The 20,765-nt window shown below is 53.2% G+C and carries 21 protein-coding genes and 1 tRNA gene; 20 read left to right on the plus strand and 2 right to left on the minus strand.

All coding sequences use genetic code 11. The features are described 5' to 3' along the window. The first annotated feature begins 30 nt into the window (after positions 1-30). From I2G61_RS10485 to I2G61_RS10495, 3 genes are read left to right on the plus strand one after another with little or no spacing between them, the layout of a single operon-like run. Complete coding sequence (locus tag I2G61_RS10485) at positions 31-1,899, plus strand: Ig-like domain-containing protein (protein ID WP_072684280.1); 1,869 nt, start codon at positions 31-33, stop codon at positions 1,897-1,899. Further along, entirely contained in the window at positions 1,896-5,792 is a 3,897-nt protein-coding gene (locus I2G61_RS10490) for an FtsK/SpoIIIE domain-containing protein (RefSeq protein WP_195548258.1), read from the plus strand. Before I2G61_RS10485 ends, I2G61_RS10490 begins: the two co-directional genes overlap by 4 nt. Position 5,793: 1 nt before the next feature. Further along, positions 5,794-6,048 carry a hypothetical protein gene (locus tag I2G61_RS10495; protein WP_072684282.1) on the plus strand — a complete coding sequence of 85 codons (255 nt, stop codon included), beginning with the start codon at positions 5,794-5,796 and terminating at the stop codon, positions 6,046-6,048. Here the strand turns inward: I2G61_RS10495 and I2G61_RS10500 are convergent. Continuing rightward, positions 6,029-6,820 (minus strand): tRNA 2-thiocytidine biosynthesis TtcA family protein, encoded by a 792-nt coding sequence (locus I2G61_RS10500; RefSeq protein WP_072684283.1) that lies wholly within the window; start codon positions 6,818-6,820, stop codon positions 6,029-6,031. The two genes, I2G61_RS10495 and I2G61_RS10500, sit on opposite strands and share 20 nt — an antisense overlap. A 135-nt stretch (positions 6,821-6,955) precedes the next feature. On the opposite strand from I2G61_RS10500, the gene truB reads away from it, so the two are divergent. The 12 genes from truB (at position 6,956) to I2G61_RS10560 (ending at position 15,350) form a co-directional block, all read left to right on the plus strand. Further along, positions 6,956-7,831 (plus strand): tRNA pseudouridine(55) synthase TruB, encoded by an 876-nt coding sequence (gene truB, locus I2G61_RS10505; protein ID WP_229100742.1) that lies wholly within the window; start codon positions 6,956-6,958, stop codon positions 7,829-7,831. Between the two features lie 11 nt (positions 7,832-7,842). Next, positions 7,843-8,781, plus strand: a complete 939-nt coding sequence (gene ribF, locus I2G61_RS10510) for a riboflavin biosynthesis protein RibF (protein ID WP_072684285.1) — start codon at positions 7,843-7,845, stop codon at positions 8,779-8,781. Continuing rightward, complete coding sequence (locus I2G61_RS10515; RefSeq protein WP_072684286.1) at positions 8,774-10,105, plus strand: RsmF rRNA methyltransferase first C-terminal domain-containing protein; 1,332 nt, start codon at positions 8,774-8,776, stop codon at positions 10,103-10,105. The genes ribF and I2G61_RS10515 overlap by 8 nt, the downstream gene beginning before the upstream one ends. A gap of 14 nt (positions 10,106-10,119) precedes the next feature. Next, positions 10,120-11,493 (plus strand): hypothetical protein, encoded by a 1,374-nt coding sequence (locus I2G61_RS10520; protein WP_072684287.1) that lies wholly within the window; start codon positions 10,120-10,122, stop codon positions 11,491-11,493. A 64-nt stretch (positions 11,494-11,557) separates the two neighbouring features. Next, positions 11,558-12,031 carry a SpoIIIAH-like family protein gene (locus I2G61_RS10525; protein ID WP_072684288.1) on the plus strand — a complete coding sequence of 158 codons (474 nt, stop codon included), beginning with the start codon at positions 11,558-11,560 and terminating at the stop codon, positions 12,029-12,031. Positions 12,032-12,108: 77 nt separating this feature from the next. After that, entirely contained in the window at positions 12,109-12,447 is a 339-nt protein-coding gene (locus I2G61_RS10530; RefSeq protein ID WP_159432779.1) for an Asp23/Gls24 family envelope stress response protein, read from the plus strand. A gap of 51 nt (positions 12,448-12,498) precedes the next feature. Beyond that, entirely contained in the window at positions 12,499-12,903 is a 405-nt protein-coding gene (locus tag I2G61_RS10535) for a PPC domain-containing DNA-binding protein (protein ID WP_072684290.1), read from the plus strand. Beyond that, positions 12,903-13,757, plus strand: a complete 855-nt coding sequence (locus I2G61_RS10540) for a patatin family protein (RefSeq protein WP_072684291.1) — start codon at positions 12,903-12,905, stop codon at positions 13,755-13,757. The genes I2G61_RS10535 and I2G61_RS10540 overlap by 1 nt, the downstream gene beginning before the upstream one ends. A 288-nt stretch (positions 13,758-14,045) precedes the next feature. Continuing rightward, complete coding sequence (gene infC / locus I2G61_RS10545) at positions 14,046-14,588, plus strand: translation initiation factor IF-3 (RefSeq protein WP_072684292.1); 543 nt, start codon at positions 14,046-14,048, stop codon at positions 14,586-14,588. 22 nt (positions 14,589-14,610) lie between these two features. Continuing rightward, positions 14,611-14,805 carry a 50S ribosomal protein L35 gene (rpmI, locus tag I2G61_RS10550; protein ID WP_006059109.1) on the plus strand — a complete coding sequence of 65 codons (195 nt, stop codon included), beginning with the start codon at positions 14,611-14,613 and terminating at the stop codon, positions 14,803-14,805. A 20-nt stretch (positions 14,806-14,825) separates the two neighbouring features. Further along, the gene (rplT, locus tag I2G61_RS10555; RefSeq protein WP_072684293.1) at positions 14,826-15,185 is read left to right on the plus strand and encodes a 50S ribosomal protein L20; all 360 of its coding nucleotides are present in this window, start codon (positions 14,826-14,828) and stop codon (positions 15,183-15,185) included. Between the two features lie 89 nt (positions 15,186-15,274). After that, a tRNA-Glu gene (locus tag I2G61_RS10560) sits at positions 15,275-15,350 on the plus strand. Positions 15,351-15,405: 55 nt separating this feature from the next. Here I2G61_RS10560 and I2G61_RS10565 read toward each other — a convergent pair. Beyond that, complete coding sequence (locus I2G61_RS10565; RefSeq protein WP_072684294.1) at positions 15,406-15,630, minus strand: helix-turn-helix transcriptional regulator; 225 nt, start codon at positions 15,628-15,630, stop codon at positions 15,406-15,408. A gap of 350 nt (positions 15,631-15,980) precedes the next feature. On the opposite strand from I2G61_RS10565, the gene I2G61_RS10570 reads away from it, so the two are divergent. The 5 genes from I2G61_RS10570 (at position 15,981) to I2G61_RS10590 (ending at position 20,762) form a co-directional block, all read left to right on the plus strand. Then, positions 15,981-16,826 carry an Mrp/NBP35 family ATP-binding protein gene (locus tag I2G61_RS10570; protein WP_072684295.1) on the plus strand — a complete coding sequence of 282 codons (846 nt, stop codon included), beginning with the start codon at positions 15,981-15,983 and terminating at the stop codon, positions 16,824-16,826. After that, on the plus strand, positions 16,814-17,200 hold the full coding sequence (locus I2G61_RS10575) for a NifB/NifX family molybdenum-iron cluster-binding protein (RefSeq protein ID WP_072684296.1): 387 nt from the start codon (positions 16,814-16,816) through the stop codon (positions 17,198-17,200). The genes I2G61_RS10570 and I2G61_RS10575 overlap by 13 nt, the downstream gene beginning before the upstream one ends. 94 nt (positions 17,201-17,294) lie before the next feature. Beyond that, on the plus strand, positions 17,295-17,870 hold the full coding sequence (locus tag I2G61_RS10580) for a GNAT family N-acetyltransferase (protein ID WP_072684297.1): 576 nt from the start codon (positions 17,295-17,297) through the stop codon (positions 17,868-17,870). Further along, a complete protein-coding gene (locus tag I2G61_RS10585; RefSeq protein WP_072684298.1) occupies positions 17,867-18,769 on the plus strand; it encodes an ABC transporter ATP-binding protein in 903 nt (300 codons plus the stop codon). Before I2G61_RS10580 ends, I2G61_RS10585 begins: the two co-directional genes overlap by 4 nt. Continuing rightward, complete coding sequence (locus I2G61_RS10590) at positions 18,744-20,762, plus strand: hypothetical protein (RefSeq protein WP_195548259.1); 2,019 nt, start codon at positions 18,744-18,746, stop codon at positions 20,760-20,762. The genes I2G61_RS10585 and I2G61_RS10590 overlap by 26 nt, the downstream gene beginning before the upstream one ends. Positions 20,763-20,765 lie beyond the last annotated feature (3 nt).

The following is a 20,765-nucleotide window of genomic DNA, read 5'->3' on the forward strand; positions in this document are numbered from 1 at the left end:
CTGACGGTGCTGATGATGGCGGAGGGCTGTATGCCGCAGCCGACGGGAGTTTTGCGGTGCGATTGGGCGAAGATGTTGGCGGAAACGTTGTTTTTTGACGATTCCGCCGCCGGCCTGGCCGCCTTGAAAGATTGGGGCGTGGAAGTGGAGATGGACCGGCAGCGGGTTTCACGGCAGGCGGCCTGTCTCAATCTGCTTCAGGCTTACGATGGTGAAGATCCATCATTAGAGCGCTGCCAGACGCTGGGATTTCTGACGAAGCTAAAAGGCTGGCTGACGGCGGAGGAAGCGGCAGCGTCATTGAAGGAATTGACGCGGCAGCTCAACCAGTCTGAAGCAAAGACGCTGGTGTTTGAGTGGGAAGCAGCCGGGTTATGGAATGGAGAGGGACGGCCGGATGAAACGGGAAGGATTGTGCTGAATCCCGGACAGACTGGAAAGTTGGGAAGCTGGTTTACCGATCCGGATTCCCGTCAAATCTACATCACGGATTCGATCGTTGAAACCGAAGGTCAGATCATGGCTGAAGTCCATCCAGAGGATCCGCAGACGTGGCTGGCCGAAACGCAGTTTAAACTGGCGTTTGATGCGGATTGGAGTCAGGCTGAGATCGAGCCTTATGGGCAGAACGGTGAAGAACTTCTGTCCCTTGCAATGAATGCCGCGGAAAGGGCGGAACCGCGGTTTGCGTTGATGAAGCAGCAGTTTGAAGTTGGCAAAACGCAGGTAAGCTGGAGCGTGGCCGCCAGCGGAATTCATGTCCATGCCGCAAAAAAGCTGGCCAACAGCGCGACGCTGCAGATGGACTATGATCTGACCGGACTGCATCCGGTGATCGAATGGAACGGCTTGAGCAGGGATGGCCGGCTGCAGCTGGACTTTGTGATGAACGAATCGGCCGGTCTGACGCGCGGGGTGTCCAATACGCTGACCAGCGACTTTTCTGGTCTGGATCCGCACACACTGTTAAACTCGCTGACCGCTTCCTTTACAAGCACGCGCAAGGACGCCGACACGATCATCCCGATCGCCAGGATCAAACTGCCTGTACCGCAGTTTCCGATCGTCGACCTGCTTTTAACCCTGCAGCTGCATTGTTATGCCGGCGGCAAGATCGAGCTGCTTCTGAGTCAGGAGGGCAGCGTGGGCATGGAAATAAGAAACGGCGTTCTGCGGCCGATCCATCAGCTTGAACACCGGCATGATTTCATCTTTCAGGGCTCGGCCAAGATGACTGCGGCCCTGGATGCTTCCGCCCGGGCAGCCGGGATTTCACTGATGGATCTGATGCTGCAGACAGGCTTGCGCGGCGTGATGCGCACGACGGCCTGGATCAGCCAAAACGGCGAACTGGAATCCCGGGCAGCGGGAGAGTTACCCCTGGAAAGTCAGCCGGTTCATGCGAATCTGCAGTTCTGCAGCGATTTAAACGTTCACGGTATTCTGGAATTGGAAATCAATTCTCCGGAGTCGTTAGCCGGTCGGTTTGGCATGGGCCGGACATTTTCAATCCTGAATGAGAACAACGCGACGCTCAATCCCCATGGCCGCACGCATCTGGAAAACGGGATCTTTGTGGATCGCTGCACCCGCGGTGAGCCTTCTTCCTCACCAGCGCCGACCACGGCTCCGATTGTACAAACTGATCGGATCGAGCTGGCGGAAGTTTTGTTGATATTAAGTCCGAATCAAAGCGGACAGATTGTGATCCGCGGACTGCCGGAAGGCGTGACGGTGTCGGATCTGATGTATTCCGTGGACGATCCGGGGGTGGCTACCGTCGTGCAGACCGGCAAGGTGCGGGCAGTCAAAGCCGGGGATGCGATCGTCACGATCAGCGATCCGTCGGAAACCTACAAGACAAGCTGTCATATTCATGTGCGGGCTGAGGCGGCATGATCGTCTGCATCCTGTGGCAGCACCGACTGGCGATCCGTCATGTCCATCCGCAGCGCGGCTTATTCTTTGCCCCTGAAGCGGACAGCGTGCTGGCGATTACGCAAAAGAAGGAAGGGTGGCAGCTGCAGCTCAGCGACACACTGCAGTTTCTGGACAGTCCGCGCCGCTGCCGCCTGATCAGCCGGCGGCATGACGAGCTTTGTTATCTGCCGTTCTATGAGAAAATTGACCTCTTTTATACCTTTGATGAGACCGGATTTAATCAATACACGCTCTATCAGCGTCCGCAGGGTTGCTGGATGCTTAATGACCAGCGGTTGAGCGAACCCTGCGGCGATCAGGACGAACCGTGGGCAATACTTGACTTCGATCAGAATCTGGCGAAGGAAACAACGCAGTTTCCCGGTATGATCGTCAACGGCGTCCATCAGCGTCAGACCCGGCTGGAAGCGGGAATGCGCCTGCAGTTTGCTGCAGTAACGATCCTGATTCATCCGGCATTCATCGCACTCAACAATCCGGGAATGCAGCTCAAAATCAAGCTGAAGCCGCTGCGCCGGCAGGCTTTAGCCGACTGGATGTACCAGCCGCCGGATAAGCTGCCGCTTCCCTTTCATCCGACTTTTCAGTTTTATCCCGTCTATCCCCGATGTCCGCTGCACTTGCCCCCGGGCCCCCCAGTCAAGCTCAGACCCATGACTTTCAGCGTACTGACGATCGGTCCTTCGCTGATGATGGGCGCGGCGTCGATTGCCGTCGGCTTGTCGTTAGGTCAGGGGGCGGCAGGGATGATGGTGCTGATGCCGGCCGTCATGATGGTTTCGGCGGTGTTCTGGCCGCTGGTTCAGCTGGCCGTGAATCATCTGTTAAACAGGCGTGATCGGCGTCGGCGCAAACAATGGCTGGCGGACGTGCTGGAAGGGTGGGAACAAAGCTGCCAAACGGCGCTGCGGGAAACGACGGTGTTTCTGTCGCAGCGCTATCCGGAGGCTGACGCGCTAAAAAGGCAAATTGAAGAACAATCTGTTTTTGATACCGACAGTGCTCATCCGCTGTTCGGCAAGCTCAGTTTAGGCCGCCAGCGGCTGACGCTGATTCCTGAAATAAATCTGGACACACTGGATTTGCATCAACCCGCGGATCAAACGGTCAAGCAACAGATCGACGCCTGGCAAACAACCCATCCCTTCACTGCTGCCGCGCCGCTTCCCTGGGATCTCTTTGAGTGGGAACGAGTCGGTTTAGTCTGCGATGAAAAATCGCTGGCTGCTTTTTTCAATACGATTTTAATGACGCTGGCGCTCCATCACCAAGCGCAAAGCCTGGCTCTGGCCTGGATCGGTCCGGTGCCTGAAATTCTCTTTGAAACGCTTTGCTGGCTGCCGCAGATTTATGACGAACAAGGATTGCGGCGGATCTGGACGAAACGGGAAGATTGGGATCGCGGCCGGCGGCAGATTCAGGAAATTCCTGTTCCGACGTGGACGCTGGTGAGCGATCCGGGCGCGGCTGCTTATTGGGAAGCGTCGAAGCCGAAATCCTGCGTGTGGCAGTTGGCGGCCCGATCGGAGGATCTGCGGCTGGCAGCGCAGCGAATTTTGATCATTGAGCAGGGACATGGCCGGATTCTGACGCGCTCACGTCAGCTTTGCCAGGAATTCGACGTGGATTTCAGCTATGCGAAAAGCTTCCGCGACAGTGCGCTGGCACTGTACCGCTATGGACAGAAAAGCCGGCCGTCCAGCCGGCAGGTTGACATTCAAAGTTTGCTGGGCCAGGCGGGAATCGGCTGTCCGCCCTGGCAGGAGTCGGCACGCCTGACGCAGCTGCGAATTCCTTTGGGGCTGGATGAACAAGGCCAGCCGGTAATTCTGGATCTGCATGAAAAAGGCCAGGGACCGCATGGCTTAATCGCCGGGATGACCGGCAGCGGTAAAAGCCGGCTGTTGGAAACGCTCGTCTTGTCAGCGGCCTGGCATTACAGTCCGGATCAATTACAGTTTGCGGTCATTGATTACAAAGGCGGCAGCCTGATCGAGCAGCTGCGTTTTCAAGGGCGGCTGATCCCGCATTGCTGTGCTCAACTGAACAATGTCGCAGAAGGTGGGGCAGAACGATCTTTGATCTACCTGCGGCAGGAATGCGAACGCCGGCAGCGCTGTTTCGCTCAGGCGCAGACACGGTTAAAGCAGCCCGTTGCCGATCTGGATCATTACCGCCAGCTGTGTCTTGACCACCCGCAGTTGACACCTTTGGCCCATTGCGTATTGATTATTGACGAATTCGCCGAGCTGAAGCAGTCGCAGCCGGAGTTTATGCGGGATTTGATCCAGATCTGCCGGATCGGACGCAGCCTGGGATTGCACCTGATCCTGGCGACACAGCGGCCGGCGGGCATCGTCGACGAACAGATGTGGAGCAATTTCAATTTTAAGCTCTGTTTAAAAGTGGCGCAGAAACAGGACAGTCAGGAAATACTGCATTGCGATAAAGCGCTGCGGTTAACCCGGCCGGGACAATTTCTGCTGCTGAGCCAGCAGGATCTAATCCAGGGACAATGCGCGTGGTTAGGCGGTAAGCAGACGCCGGATCCCATTATCCGCTGGCTGGATTCCCGGCTGCAGCCGATCCGCGAGGTGCGGCGGGGTAAAAATAACAGCCTGCGCCAAAGTGAAGCGCTGATGGCAGCGATGCTGCGGGAAGCGGACCGCCGCGGTTTGTCTGCGCCACCGCTGTGGCCGCCGCTGCCGGCGGCGGTGGATTTGGCCGAGCTGAAAAAACAGACGGCCGGGCTGGTGCTGGGCGTCGGCGATGATCCGCAGCATCGCGCCACGCCGGTGATTGTTCACCCTTTGGCGCATGGTTTGTTCATCAGTGAGGAAGCGGCGCCACAGGAGGCCTTCTTGCGATGTCTGATCCAAAGCGCGGGACGGTTTGACCAAGCGGCTGAGTTTGTCGTGCTGGATCCGCTGGATCAGCTGCCGCAGTTCTATGCGGAACCCGCGGTTATCGAAGTTCTGACGTTACAGCAGCCGGAATTGATGGAACGATTTTTCAGCTTGCTTAAGCGCGGTCTGCGGCAGCGTCAATCCGCTGAAATTCCGTTGTTTGTCCTGACGCTTCAGCTCAGCACAATTCTGGAACGTTATGACAATCTGGCGCTGTTTCAGCAGCTTTTGGAAGAAGGTCCGTCGTTAAACCTGTATTTATTGTGCGCGGAGAAGCAAGTCAGTCGGCTGCCGCTGCGTCTGACGCAGAGTCTGCGGATTCGCTATATCCTTGGTCCGGCCGCGCCGGCCCAGCTTGGCGAGGTGCTGGAGCGAACCTGGACTCAACCGCTGGCGAGCGGTTGGGGATTGGTTCAGAAGGAGTCCGTTCTGAATTTCGTTTTGGCCCGGCCGCTTTCTCCACTTCTAAACGATAAACCGAAACGCTGGCAGCTGCCGCGTCTGCCGCAGCGTCTGCCGCGCCGCTGGCTGAAAAAGAAAGCCGTGTTTCTGGGCGTGGATCCAATTCTGTGCAGGCCGGTCTATGCGACGCTGCATTCGCGGCAGCATCTGGTTGTACTCAGCTGTGAAGCGAAGCTCTGCGCCGCCAGGATCCGTCAGCTTGGCGGCGGGCCTTATCCCATCGTCGATGTCTCCCGGCTTGACGAAGCGGAAATCATCGCGTTTTTGGAAGGAGAAGCGCCGTTTGTTCTGGTTGGCACAGCGAGCGATTTGCAGCGCAGCACATGGCGCAGGCTGGTTGATTTTTCATTGACGTTGTGGTCCGGCCCGGGCTTGCGGCAGCAGCTGTTTTTCCCGGTGCCTGCCACGATAGCAAATTTAACAGATCAGGAAAGTATGTGGATTCAAAACGAACAAATGCAACGATTGAAGGAGATAGAATAAAATGGAAAATGAAGTTTTACTGGGTTTTGAATTAGTCTGCTGCGACGCGTATTTTGAATGCAGCGTCGATTCGTCGCTGACGCTGCGGGAAATTGTCGAAGGCCTGCAGGAGATGAGTCCGCCGGAAATCCGCGAGGAATTTGATCTATGTCAGCCGCTGATCTTATGTGATCCCCAAGAGCACCGGATTCTGGACGAACAAAAAACAGCCGCCCAGCTGCGGCTGCCGGACGGCTTTAAGATTCTGATTTTCTGATCGGATGAATTTCGGTTTGGCCTGTGGCAGGTTCTTTTTGCCACAGGCTGAGCTGCTTTTCATTGTGCAGCATCAGCAGGAAGTTGTCGCGGGCCATTGGATATTCCGCGTACAGCCGCTCCAGCATTTCTTTCATATCCTGCCTTCGGGTGTAGCCATCCATCGGACAGGTCGATTTCACAACCGGTACGCCGCAGCTCTGTACCGCCGCGCGGATTTGATTTTCACGGGCGTAGATGAAAGGCCGGATAAACGGCATTTCGGCGTTGGATAAATACATCTTCGGCGCGAAGGTGGCCAGCCGGCCGCCATAGATCGCATTCATCAATAAGGTTTCAATCGCGTCGTCCCCATGGTGCGCAAACGCGACTTTCGTGCAGCCGAAGTCCTTTGCGGCCCGGTTGACGGCGCCTTTTTTCAACGTTGAGCACAACGAGCATTTCAAGGAACCGTCCGCATTGGCCTGAATTTTTAAAATCTCGTAGATTCGGCTGGGCACGAGTTCCAGCCGGATGCCGCGCTGTTTGAAAAAGGCTTCGGCATCCGTAAAGTCCATATCGGGAAAGCCCATCTGAATATGAATGCCGACGACTTCAAACTGCTTGCTTTGGATCCGCCGGCAGAACTGCTGGTAAAGATGCAGGCAATAAAGCAAAAGCATCGAATCCTTGCCTCCGGAGACGCCGACGGCAATCCGGTCGTGATCGGCGATCATGCCGTAGTCCTGATCGGCTTTGCGGATACAGCCTAAAATTTGTTTCATCGCATTCATGGTTTTGTCCTCCTGACGTTTTTTACTTCCGTCCTATTATACCACAGGCCCTGTTTGAAGCCCAGGTGAACATTCCGTGTGAGATTTACGCGGATACGGCGATAGGCTTTGCAAACGGATGGGAGCCTTGGTATAATGAAACGTGGAGTTTGGAGTGATACAGTGGACGGAATTTGTTTAATTAATAAACCGGCAGGCATGACGTCGTTCGACGTGGTTTATCAGGTCCGTAAAGCCGCCGGCATCAAGAGCGTCGGGCATACCGGAACCCTTGATCCGCAGGCGACGGGCGTCCTGGTTGTGCTGCTGGGCCGGGCTTGCAAAGCGCTGCCGTATTTATCAGGCAAGACGAAAGAATACATCGCCGAGCTGACGCTGGGCACAAAAACCGATACGGGCGATATCTGGGGTAAACCGTTGGAAACCAGACCGGTTCGCGAGGTTGAATCGACGCAGCTGGAAGCGGTGCTCAACAGCTTTCTTGGCGTTTCGCTGCAGCTGCCGCCGATGGTATCCGCAATCAAAAAGGACGGCAAGAAGCTGTATGAATATGCCCGCGAGGGCGTGGCGGTCGAACGGGAAAAACGTCCGATCGAAATCACGGAAATCGAATTATTGCAGACCGCTCCGGTCATCCGTTTCCGCGTCGTTTGTTCCAACGGAACTTATGTGCGCACCTTGTGCGAAGACATCGCGGAAAAACTGGGAACCGTGGGCACGATGAGCAGTCTGGTCCGGACTCGGGCCTGCGGCTATACCTTAGAACAATGTCAGTCGCTAAACGAGGTCCGGCAGGGCTGTTTTCAGCTTGTTTCCATCTATGACGGCATTGCCAGCCAATATCCGCTGATCGAAGCGGATCCAGCGCAGATTCCGGATATTAAAAACGGCAAGCGGCTGCACTTGGACAGCATGGAACCCATCGTCGGCGTCGTCAGCGGAAAGCAGGTGCTGGCGATGATGGAACGGCAGGAAGATGGAATTTACCGCTGCCTGCGGGGATTATGGTAGGAGAAATATCAATGAAAGTAGATATGATAAAAACGCATGGCGGGCCGGTTCTGGAAGGGCCGGTCTGCGCCTGCATCGGCTATTTTGACGGTCTGCATCGCGGACACCGGGCGTTGATTGACGAAACGATCCGCCGGGCGAAGGCGGCGGGGTGCGACAGCGCGCTGATCACATTTTCACCTGATCCGTGGATCACGATCGGCAAGATGCAGAAAGTGCAGCATTTAACGACGCTGGAGCAGCGCATCGAGCTGGCCGGCAAGATGGGAATAGACCGTGTGATCGTACTGGATTTTGTTAAAGAAATGGCCGAGCTGTCGCCGCAGGCGTTCATTGACATGCTGGCGGAGCATTGCCGTCTGAAGGTATTAGTCTGCGGTTTTGATTTTCATTATGGAAAATTCGGCAGCGGCAGTGTCGAAACGCTCAGAGCTGAAGCTGATGGACGGTTTGACGTCGTGGTGATCGCGGCGGTCAACGATCAGGGCGATAAGATCAGTTCTTCACGGATCTGTCGTTGTCTGGAACGGGGCGACGTTGCGGAGGCCGGGCGTTTGTTAGGCTATCCTTATGAAATCCGCGGCGTGGTCGTTCACGGCCGTCAGAAGGGCCGCGAGTGGGGCTTTCCCACCGCAAATTTAAAAACGGATGAGGAAACGCTTCTGCCTTTAGGCGGCGTGTATGCCGGGGAAGCGGAAAGCAAAGGCCGCTGTTGGAAGGCGATGATCAATATCGGCCACAATCCGACCTGCAATCCGGTTCGCGAGCTGTCGGTTGAAGCAAACCTGTTGGACTGTGCGGAAGATTTTTACGATCAGCCGATGCGGCTGCGCTTTTACAAGCGGCTGCGGGCAGAGCAGCAATTCGCTTCGCTGACGGAATTAGTCGATCAGCTTCGCCGGGATCAACAGGCCGTCCGCGAGGTTGTTCAGGAGCCGGGAGATGAATGAACAATTCTTAAAGCGGATGCAGACGCTGCTGGGGGCGGAGTACGACGCTTATGTGGAAACCCTGCACAATCCGCCCTTTCGCGGTTTGCGGGCCAATTTGTTAAAAATCCAGCCAGATGCCTTAGTTAAGCGTCAATTCGCTTCCTTGTCGCCCTCTCCCTTTGCCCGGGAAGGCTTTGTGCTGACCGGTTCGGAAACAGGTCTGGGCAATCATATTTATCATCGCCAGGGATTGTTTTACATGCAGGAGCCATCGGCTTCGTCGGCGGTGACTGTGCTGGATCCGCAGCCGGGCGACTGGGTGCTGGACTTATGCGCGGCGCCGGGCGGCAAAAGTACGCAGATCGCGGCGCGGATCGGCCATGCCGGCTTTCTGATCGCCAATGAAATCGACGGCGGCCGGGCGCGCGTCTTAATGAGCAATCTGGAACGTTTAGGCGTCAGCGAAGCCCTGATCACTCACGCTTCCCCAGAACAGCTGTGTCCGCAGTTAACGGGCTGGATGGACAAAGTTCTGGTAGATGCCCCATGCAGCGGCGAAGGTATGTTTAAAAAGGAAGATCAGGCGCTGGCCGACTGGAGCGTCGAGCATGTCCGCTCCTGCGGTCTGCGTCAGCAGAAAATTTTAGAATCGGCCGTATTCACGCTGAAGGAACAAGGCATTCTTGTCTATTCGACCTGCACGTACGCCCCGGAGGAAAACGAACAGGTTATTGATCAGTTTCTGCGGAAGCATCCGGAAATGGAGCTGCTCGACTGCGGCGTGAAGTTTGGCCGGCCAGGCTTGTCGCTGGGGCTTGTCGACGGTGCGAAGGTCCGGCGGATTTTCCCGATGGATCAGGGCGAAGGTCATTTTGTCGCGAAGCTGCGCAAAAGGGCGCCTCAGCCTTCAGTCCGCCAGCGGTTTGTCAAAAGTTCGCCGCTGCCGCCGGCAGCCCGGGACTTTTTCAACGATCAGCTGACGGAGATCGGCAACCTGCATTTCCATCTGGAACAGGACCGGTTGTCCCTGATGCGGCATGAATTTATCCAGCTGGATAAAATTCCGGTGCTGCGGCAGGGGGTAATGGCCGGGGAAATCGTCAAAAATCGGCTGGAACCGCACCATCATTTCTATACGTCCGCCTTGCTTCAGGATCGTTTTATAAAAACCGTGGAGCTGGATGAAAACCAGCTTGTGCTCTATTTGCAAGGACTGCCGTTAACGATGAACGCCCCGCGCGGCTTTCTCTGCCTGAGATTTGAAGGCTATCCCGTCGGCTTTGGCAAGAGCGACGGCGCCGTGATTAAAAATAAATACCCCAAAGGACTGCGTACACGCTGAAGGAGGATGATCCCATGCGTCTTGAACTGTTTGATTTGATCGACGATTCGGTCAAACTGCTGGAACTGAACAACCCGTCCTACCAATATGTCGAAGGGGCGATTAAAGGCTGCTTCGAGCATCTTCTGGAAGACTATATGGATTATGTCGTCGGCTTCAGTTCGCGGATAAAATCAATCGGGTCGCTGAAGGAAAAAATGATCCGCAACAAATATTACCTGCAGTTTTCAACCGGCGAGGAGGTTTTGAATTTTCTTCCCGATTTGATCGGACTGACCGTGGAATGCCGCTTTATCAGCGATGAAAACCGGATTTACCAGGCGATCCGCCATCATTTCAGCTTTGTCGAGGGACAGGAATATGCCCAATGCATGCTTTATCCCGATCTCTGTCTGAATCTGGCGATGCCCCAGCCCCAGCTGCAGCGCAACGGCTTTACGATTTACCGGATCGACGGCTATTATCTGTTCAACGGCCGCAAGGTGAATTTTGAGCTGCAGATCAAATCCATGGTGCATTCCTTCTGGAGCGAGATCGAGCATCAGGTCGTCTATAAAAACACCCAGTACGTGATGTTTGACAGCTTCATGAAAGATATTCTGGCTTCAATCCGCGATAATCTGGACGTCGTCGATCACCAGCTGGAAATCGTCTATACGCAGATTCTCAATCAGAATAAAGACAAGGATATCGGCATGAGCGAACGCGGCTTCAAGATGTTCATGGCGAAATCGATCAGCGATCTGTATGCGATTAAGATGATCGAGTCGATCGGGTTTACGACCGATTTCAAGAAATGCAGCGCCGTGCTCAGCCAGTACATCTACATTAAAGATTTTGTCCAGTCGGACCAGCCGCAGCAGAAAATGGTCGAATATTTCGAACATTTCAACCTGCTGAAAATCAGCGATCTCGATTTCACGGAACCGATCACGCTGGAAAAAGAATTCATTCATTACGATCCGTTCTGCGATGTGCTCGGCCGCTATTGGCAAAGCATCATCAACATTGATTTTGAGTGGCACGTGTTCTTCGTCATGCTTTTTGCGATCCAGCCGGGCAACAACATTCAGGACTTCACGATGTTTGTCGAAGTGCTGAAATCGCTGATTGTCAATCGTTTCTGGTACGAGAAAAAATTCACGACGCTGGACAGCGTCAGCGCTCAGACGATCCGCGACGATCTGCTGCGGTGCGTCGCGGAAGCGATGGTGGAGGTCGGCAAGATCGAGATCATCCACGAAGACCGCCTGCTTCAGATCATGGAGCTGTTCCACGATGAAATCGACGGTCTGGACGATGCGTTGGGAAGTATGGAGGAATATCAGCTGCAGCGCAAGGATATTCTGGCGCAGCTGAAGCATAAAATCTGCGCTCTGTTTTATTGACAGTCAAATCGCTCATAACGGACAAGCCTGCCGCATACAGTACAAGTGAGCAGGAGGCCGTGATATGAATAAACAGGCATTTGCATTTCTCACTTTATTTACATTGATTCTGATGCTTTCAATCTACTATGTGACGCTGCCGGCCGATCAGGGACAATTAAATCCCGATCAGCTTTTAACCGGACAGAACGAGGATCAGGATTCCCTGGCCACGATGCAGCAGCAGCTGCAGGACAAACATAATGCCCAGGCCCAGAACTCTCAGGCAATCGTCGCGTCGCCTTCAGCCAGCACCGAAGAAAAACAGGATGCCTTGCAGCAGGCGGGACAGGTGGAACAAAACAGGAAAACCGAAGAAACGATCGTCGCGGCGCTGAGTCAGGCTGGAATGGAGGGATGCGTGGCGGAACTGCAGGACGAGGTCGTGCGGATCGGCTGTCCGAAAACGCTGGCCGGCGCCGAGAACGCGTCCAAGATCATGAAGATCGCCGCGGATCAGCTGCAGGATGAACGGGTGCCGGAAGTCACGTTTAAGTAGACGGCGCTAAAAATAAAAACCCCGTTTCATTTTCTTTGGCAAGTTTGGCTTTCTCTGGTATAATAGGAACAAAGAAGGTGAATAAATTGGCTCAGGAATATATTCAGATTAAAGAAAAAGACGAAGGCACAGGCCTGATTGCCTTATCAAAAGGTGTATTTGAAACGATTGCCCAGATCTCGATCGACGACGTCGATCAGGCGTATGCGATCGAACCGACAACGCTGAAGAAACCGATTCAATGCAAAATCGCGAACAACCGTTTAAACGTCATGGCGGAAATCAAAGTAAAATTTGGAGCCAACGTGAATGCGGTCTGCGAAACACTGCAGGATCGGATCTATCAGAATATTCTGCAGATGACCAGCCTGAAATGCAATCTGGTTGACGTCAAGGTCGTTGGATTTCTCTTTTAACAAACAGCCGGATTTCTTCCGGTTTTTTCTTTTTTACAGGAGGTATTGAAGATGAATACAGAATGTTTCAGAGTGCTGCCGGGACAGGATCTGGCAAAGACGATTGAACGCTATTGCGCTGAGCGTCAGATTACCGCCGCGGCGGTTGTGGCCTGTGCCGGATGCCTGCGCGTCGTCCGGTTTCGGATGGCGGACGGCGTTACGATCTATGAAAAACAAGTCGATGCGGAGATCGTTTCGCTCAGCGGCACGATCAGCGAACAGGGAATGCATGTGCATATCAGCGTCTGCGACCAAAAGCTGCATACCTTCGGCGGCCATTTAACCTCCGGCTGCATCGTCAATACGACGGCCGAGGTCGTCCTGCTTCATCTGGATCAATGGCGGCTGACGCGCACGCCGGATCCGGCGACCGGTTATGACGAGCTGAACGCAGAAAGGATCGGTGAAGCGTAATGGGAGAAACGAAAATCGGTCTGGTACTGGAAGGCGGCGGGATGCGCGGCGTGTATACCGCAGGTGTGCTGGACGCTTTTTTAGATGCCGGCCTGGAATTTGACGGGACGCTGGGCGTTTCCGCCGGCAGCTGCCATGCGGCCAGTTTTTTATCGAAACAGCGCGGCCGGGCTTACCGCGTCAACGTCAGCTACCTTAATGACTGGCGCTATTGCAGCGCACGTTCATGGCTGACCACCGGTGATTTCTTCGGCGCGAAAATGCTTTACGATACGATTCCCAATCAGCTGGATTTGTATGATCATACCGCATTTGAACAACGCCGCGGCTGGTTTCGCGCCGTGGTCACCAATCTGGCGAGCGGTGAAGCGGAATATCCGGTAATCGAAGATCTGCATCGCGATATCATCTGGCTGCAGGCGTCCAGTTCGCTGCCGTTGTTGTCGCGCACAGTCAAAATTGAGGGACAGGAATATCTGGACGGCGGGATCAGCGATTCAATTCCAGTTAAGGAAGCGATGCGCCTGGGCTGTGAAAAGAACGTTATCGTCTTGACCCAATGCGCCCAATACCGGAAAAAACCGAATGAGCTGATGCCATTGATCCGCGCGAAATACCGCCGCTATCCCAAGCTGATCGAACTGATGGCGACCCGTCATTTGCGCTATAACGAAACATTGGAAGAAATTGAAGCGCTGAAGCAGCAGGGCAAAGTCTTTGTGATTCAGCCGCAAAAACCGGTCACGATCGGCCGGCTGGAAAAGAACCGTAGTGAGCTGCATGCCTTATACCGCGCCGGTGTGGAAGACGGCGCCGCGCAGGCGGAAGCGCTGCGGGAATTCATGGGACGCTGAAATCAGGACGAAGAGAACGTCCAGTCCGGTATGGATCCGGCTTGTTCAGCAGGGAAACGCCGCCGGGCTGACCGTTTGCATGTCCAAAGCAAATTCGGATAAGTTTTGGAAAAAACCTTTGACAAGCCGCAGGTTCCATGGTAAAGTAAACAAGCAAAGAAAAAGTATGTAGAAAGTAGAAGTGCCCCTTCTCACCTGATGTCCTTCAGACTTGGGTTGACGCTGCAAACACAAAGAGAACTGTGTAAGTAGAAGCGGGTATTCTAGGAGTACCTGCTTTTTTGCAGTATGGAGGTGTCGTTTATTAGCAAGAAAGTCATGACCAACGATGATCTGGTCAATGAAAACATTCGTTTCAAAGAAGTCTTAGTCATTGGCCCTAAAGGAGAGCAGCTAGGCGTGATGATGCGCCGGGAGGCCCTGGAAAAAGCCTACGATTATGAACTTGATCTGCTGTGTGTCGCTCCAAATGGAAATCCGCCGGTCTGCAAGATTGTCGATTACGGACGGTATCGTTTTGAGGCGCAGAAAAAGGCGAAAGAAGCCAAGCGGAATCAGCATGTCACAGAGGTTAAACCCATGCGCTTATCCCCGGTTATTGATACGCATGATTTTGAAACCAAACTTCGTCAGGCCCGCAACTGGGTTGAAGATGGAATGAAGGTTAAGATCGATATGCGCTTTCGAGGCCGTTTGATCACGCGCCTGGAGGTCGGTAAAAAGGTTATGAATAGCTTCGTCGAACAGATGTCGGATATTGCATCCGTTGAAAAGGCTCCGGCCCTGGAAGGCAATACGATGTCTGTGGTTCTGACACCGAAGAAGAAATAAAAAAGTATAGGAGGACTTGATTATGCCAAAGATGAAAACAAAAAAGGCGCTGGCAAAGCGTGTTAAAAGAACAGGCAGCGGAAAACTGAAGAGAAGCCATGCTTATATCTCTCACTTTGCAGCGAACAAAACTCATAAACAGAAGGTACAGCTGAGAAAGTCGGCACTGGTTGACAAGACCGACATGAAGCGGATCAAGTACCTGATTCAGGACTAATTAGAGGAGGACGTTAGAACATGCCAAGAGTAAAAGGCGGAACTGTAACCCGCGCAAGAAGAAAAAGAACATTAAAGTTAGCGAAGGGCTATTTCGGCTCGAAGCACCTGCTGTATCGTACAGCTCATGAACAGGTCATGCGTTCTCTGCGTTACTCCTATATCGGACGTAAGCAGCTGAAGCGCGATATGCGCAAACTGTGGATCGCACGAATCAACGCAGCAGCGAGAATGAACGATATGAGCTATTCTCAGCTGATGCACGGCTTAAAGCTGGCCGGCGTTACGATCAACCGCAAGATGTTGTCGGAAATCGCGATTCACGATGAGAAGGGCTTCAAGGCAATCATCGAAACCGCAAAGACGGCATTAGCGAAATAAGTCAGAACCCCGATGAAAAAAAAAACGGTGCAAATTGCACCGTTTTTTGTTGAATTTGCCGCAGGAATAAGCTATAATAATTAAGCACTGGCTCGTTGGTGAAACGGTTAACACAGCGCCCTCTCAAGGCGTCATTCACGGGTTCAAATCCCGTACGAGTCACCATAGATAAAATAAGACCCTTATCCAAGGGTCTTTTTGTTGGTTCAGTGCAGAAAACTCAAAGCGAAGTTTCGCAATCAGAATCGGCTGGCCGGATACAGACAATTTTTTCAATCGGGACCTCCAGAATCGAACACAAGATATCGACGGTGACTAAGGTCAGCGGCTTATTTTTGCGCATGCGATGAATCGTACCGCGGCTGATATTATGATGGTAGATCAAATCGTACTGGGTTACGCCGGTTTCCTTTAAGGTTTTCCAAAATGGACTGTAATCGATCATAAATTCACCTCATTTCATTACCATTCTAAGCGGTGAACGAAAAGGTTAATATTGCCAACAATTCAGGAATATAGCCGGTTAAGTGAAGGAAAAGCGGTTTTCGTGGTATTCTATCCCTGTTTTCCGGCTTTATTCCTCAGGGATTAGGATCTGCAGTAAATCTTGAAAAATGTAAAAAAAAGCTGGAAATGTCAGGAAATTACCGGAAATTAACCGCCCTTTAAATCCGTATTCGAACAATTGGGAGAAAATTTGGGAAGCAATTTGAAAGATTTCAGGCACAGCGTTGGATTGTTCGGCTTAGAAATGATATAATACATAACGTCAGAAAAGAATTGAGGTATTACGATATGAGCGAAACATGCAATCACGACTGCGGCAGCTGCAGCGCTAACTGCGCCAGCCGGCAGGAACCGCAGAGCTTTTTGGAAAAACCGAATCCGAACAGCCGGATCCGCAAGATCATCGGCGTCGTCAGCGGCAAAGGCGGCGTCGGCAAATCATTAGTCACTTCGTTGTTAGCGACGACGATGCAGCGGCGCGGACATCAAAGCGCCGTCATGGACGCCGATATCACCGGACCGTCGATTCCGAAGGTGTTCGGGATCCATGGCATGGCGTATGGGAACGACGACGGCATTCTGCCAGCCGTCAGCTCGACCGGCATTCAGATCATGTCCGTCAATCTGATGCTGGACAATGAGGAAACACCGGTGATCTGGCGCGGCCCGATTTTAGCCGGCATGGTCAAGCAGTTTTATGGCGAAGTCATCTGGTCGGACGTCGACTTCATGTTCGTCGATATGCCGCCGGGAACCGGCGACGTCCCGCTGACCGTATTCCAGTCGCTGCCGTTGGACGGCATCGTCGTCGTCACCTCGCCGCAGGAGCTGGTTTCCATGATTGTCGCCAAAGCCGTCAACATGGCGAATATGATGAACATTCCGGTATTGGGCGTCGTGGAAAATATGAGCTATTTGGAATGCCCGGACTGCGGCAAGAAAATCGAAGTCTTTGGTCACAGCAAGCTCGATGAAGTCGCGGCTGAAAAGGGTCTTGATATTCTGGCGCGGCTGCCGATCAATCCGCAGTTTGCCAGTCTGTGCGACGCCGGCCGGATCGAAGATTTTGAAGGCGATTGGATGACGAAAGCCGCCGAAAAACTGGAAGGATTGTTGGAAAAATGGAACAGGTAGCAGCGATTCCTTATGAAAACGGACAGGTTTTCGGACATTACGGCAAGACGCGGCAATTTCTGATCGCGACGATTGAAGCAGGAAAAATCGTAACCAGCGCGATTGTGCCGACCCAGGGCAAAGGCCATGGCGAACTGGCGGGCTTTTTAAAGGAACACGGCGTCACAGCGTGTCTGTGCGGCGGCATGGGCGAGGGTGCTTACCAAACGTTGAGGGCGCAGGGCATTGCGGTTATCCGCGGCGTCAGCGGCAGCGCGGAAGCGGTGCTGGCAAGCTACGCGCAGGGCCGGATTGCGGATGATCCTGAAGCAGTCTGCACGCATCATCATGATCATGACGAAAGTCATAGCTGCAGCTGCGGAAAACATTCGTAAGAATTTGAATCCTGTCATAAAGGCTTAAGAAATTGAGCCTTTTTTTCATTTCCCAGCTCGGCTATAATGAAAGAAACAAAGGTAGGAGATTGCGATGAACATCAAGAAAATGATCGGAGAGAAAGTCATTTTATCCCCGTTGGACAGTCGGGAAGCGGAGCGGCTTGTTCATTGGGTCAATGATTTGGAGGTAACGCTGGGCACGACGCTGGCCGCTACCAGCATGACCTTGGATAAGGAAACTGAAATGTTAAAGCAGATGGAGCAGGGCGGCCGGGATTTTTATATCGTGGCCCGCGACAGCAGGCAGCCGATCGGCACCTGCGGCATTACGAACTGGGATCCAATCAATCAGTGGGCCAGCGTCGGGATTATGATCGGCGAGCGGAACTATCACAATCAGGGCTGCGGCAGCGAAGCGCTGGCGCTGTTATGCGATTACTGCTTTAATCTTTTAAACTGCCACAGCGTTCATCTGGAGGTCTATTCGTATAATCTGCCGGCCATCGCCTGTTACAAAAAGGTGGGCTTTCAAGAATGCGGACGCTATCATCAGGCGAAGAAGATCGGCGGACAGTGGTATGATTGCATCCAGATGGAACTGTTTGCGGAACAGTTTGATTCCTGCTGGGTAAAACCTGCCGTAAAGCGCAGGCAGGGAAACGCATGATCATCGCAGAAAATCTCGGCAAGAAATTCCGGAATAAAACCGTGATCCGGCAGATGAACTGTGCTATCAAAGAGGGCAGCATCTATGGGCTGGTCGGCGCCAACGGGGCGGGGAAGTCAACGTTTTTACGGATGTTGGCGGGGGTGTATCAGCCCAGCGAAGGCAAGGCCGAGATCAATGGGGAAGCGGTGTTTGACAACGCGAAAATTAAAAAGGAGATCGTCTTCATCCCTGATGAGCTGTACTTTTTTCCCAACTACAATTTCCGCATGATGGCCGATTATTACGCCAGTCTGTACGAACATTTCGACCGCCATCGCTTTCAGATGCTGTGCGATCATTTCAAGCTCGACACTGAGGCGCGGATTCAGAATTTCTCCAAGGGTATGAAGCGGCAGGGCGCGCTGATTCTGGCGCTGTCGACCCGGGCCCATTATTTCTTCTTTGACGAAACGTTTGACGGTCTGGATCCGGTCATGCGCTCATTGGTGAAATCAGTGCTGTCCGAGGACGTCGCGCAGCGCAGCTCGACCGTCCTTTTAACCTCGCATAACCTGCGGGAGCTGGAAGATCTGTGCGATCACATGGGCTTGCTTGTAGAAGGCCGGATCATGTTTGAAAGCGACATTGATTCGTTGAAAACCGAGATGTTCAAGGTTCAGATCGCGCTGCCGGACAAAACGTTCGACCGCGATGAATTCCATCAGCTCAAGGTGCTGTATTACAAGAAAAGCGGTTCGATCGCAACGATGATCGTCAAAGGCGACCGTGAGCTGGTCACCGACGTACTTCGCAGCAAGCAGCCGATCATCCTTGATCTGCTTCCGCTGTCGTTGGAAGAAGTGTTTATTTATGAAATGGAGGGATACGGCTATGAGTTCGATTCGCTCCGTCTTTAATTTTAAAGTATTCTGGCAGAACTTCCGCAGCGCGCAGGGACTGCTTCTGGTGGCGATGATCATCTACCAGGCCGGAATTTTAATCAACTGTTTTTCGTTCAGCCGCACGCCGGGGATGACCCGGGTCGTCGCGTTTTCCGAAATCTCGGGAATTATCAGTCTCTGCGCCTGTTTTCTGCTTCCGATCGCGGCCTGCGTGACGCTGTTTGATTTTCTTTTCAGCAAAAAGAAAAGCGACCTTGTGTTTTCTTCACCGATCCCGCGCAAAACGCTGTACTGGTCCAACTGGGCCGGGGGCATGATTTTTCTGTTGATCAACGTTTTGATCGCTTCGCTGATGCTGCATGTCACGCTGCTGCGCAATCCGCAGCTGATCGTCGAAAATGGCGTCGTGATCCGGTTTCTGATCTTATGGGGCTTAAGCATGATGATGGTGTATTCGTGCTGCTGCCTGGCGGTGTCGCTGACCGGCAACCGGTTTGTGCAGTTTGTGCTGGTCGCGGTGCTGACGTTATTGCCAGGGTGGTTCCACTATACGTTCCAGACGCAGTTTTACAATTATGATCAGCTGTCCCAGGTTGACTATTCAAGTCAGAAAGCGACGGAAACGCTGACCAATCCTTATTCCATGCGGATTGTGCAGGATGAGGGAAAAGTGGATACGCTGCCATATATCGCTTTCGATCAGTTGATCAGCAGTCTTTCCGGGATGCGTCAGTCGTTCAGGGTGACGGATTACAACAACCACACAGCGTTCAGTTACAGCCGCTGCTGGATCATGCTGATCAATCTGCTTGCCGCCTCGGCGTTGGGCAGCTGGGCGTTTATCCGGCGCAAGGTCGAGGTAGCGGAGACCTCCTTTATCAGCGAAGCCGCGCATGAAGCGGTGCGGATTGCGGCGTTTGTGCCGATTTTCTACACGCTGGGCATGAAAGACTGGGTTTCGGCAGTTTTATATGCCGGAATCTTGTTGATTTTATATCATCTTTACGATTATCTGGCGCGGCGCGAATTCATCAGCCTGCGCAGGACGCTGATCAGTTTTCTGGCGGTCGTGGCGATCGCGGCACTGATCCGTTTTCCGATGCGGATTCTGGTCCGCCGGGAAGCATCGCGGCAGATTTCAATCGAAGACGTCAGCGCAGTCGCGCTGGCCCCGGCCTCCACGCTGGGATCGCGTCAGCATGAGGCGCTTTTACAGCTCAAACTGGACGATCCGGAGCTGATCCGGCTGGTTTTTCAAAGCAATGTCAACAGCGAATACACCGAAGGTTCAATTCATATGATCGTCCGGTTTTACCAGGGCCGCGGCTACTCTGATTTCTACGTTAACTTCGCGCCGGAACAAATCCCGCAGCTGGAAACGCGGTTAGGCGCCAACGATCAATATCAGCTGCTTTACCGCAGCCTCGATCCGCAATCGGTCTACTGGATTGAAGCCAACGGGATTTCGGCCGGTCTGGATAAAGCCGAGGTCGATCAGCTGGTCGCACAGCTGCAGCAGGAACAACAGCAGCAGAATTTTGCCGATCTGCTGCATGAAACAAAACAGATCGCCTGCCGTCAGTCCGACGAGTCCTATTGCTTTTTAAGCCTGACGCTGGTCTCGTTTGAAAACGGCGAGCGGACGGAACAGAATGTCGATCTGCTTCGTTATCAGTCGGTATTTCAGCTGTACAGTTCGTTTGTCAACCAGCAGTTTTTAAAAACCTATGCCGATAACGTGCGCTTTCTGAATTTTTACAGCATGTACGACAATCAGCTCGAACAGATCCGGCAACAAACCGATTTGGATTATGAAAGTTTTAATCTCCGGCTGTCTCAATGGCTGAACGAGAATCTGCCGACTCAGCTGCAGAAAGCGCCGCTCTCTTCAGAAGAATTCCTGTCGATCACCTATTATGATTCCCAGCGGCAAAGTCAGGGGGCAATTTTTATCGAGAAGAACGAGAAGTGGCAGGAATTTGTCAGCTCATTAATTCAACCTGAATAAAAT

This window comes from Holdemania sp. 1001095H_141210_F2 (assembly GCF_015558105.1).
Lineage (GTDB): Bacteria > Bacillota_I > Bacilli_A > Erysipelotrichales > Erysipelotrichaceae > Holdemania.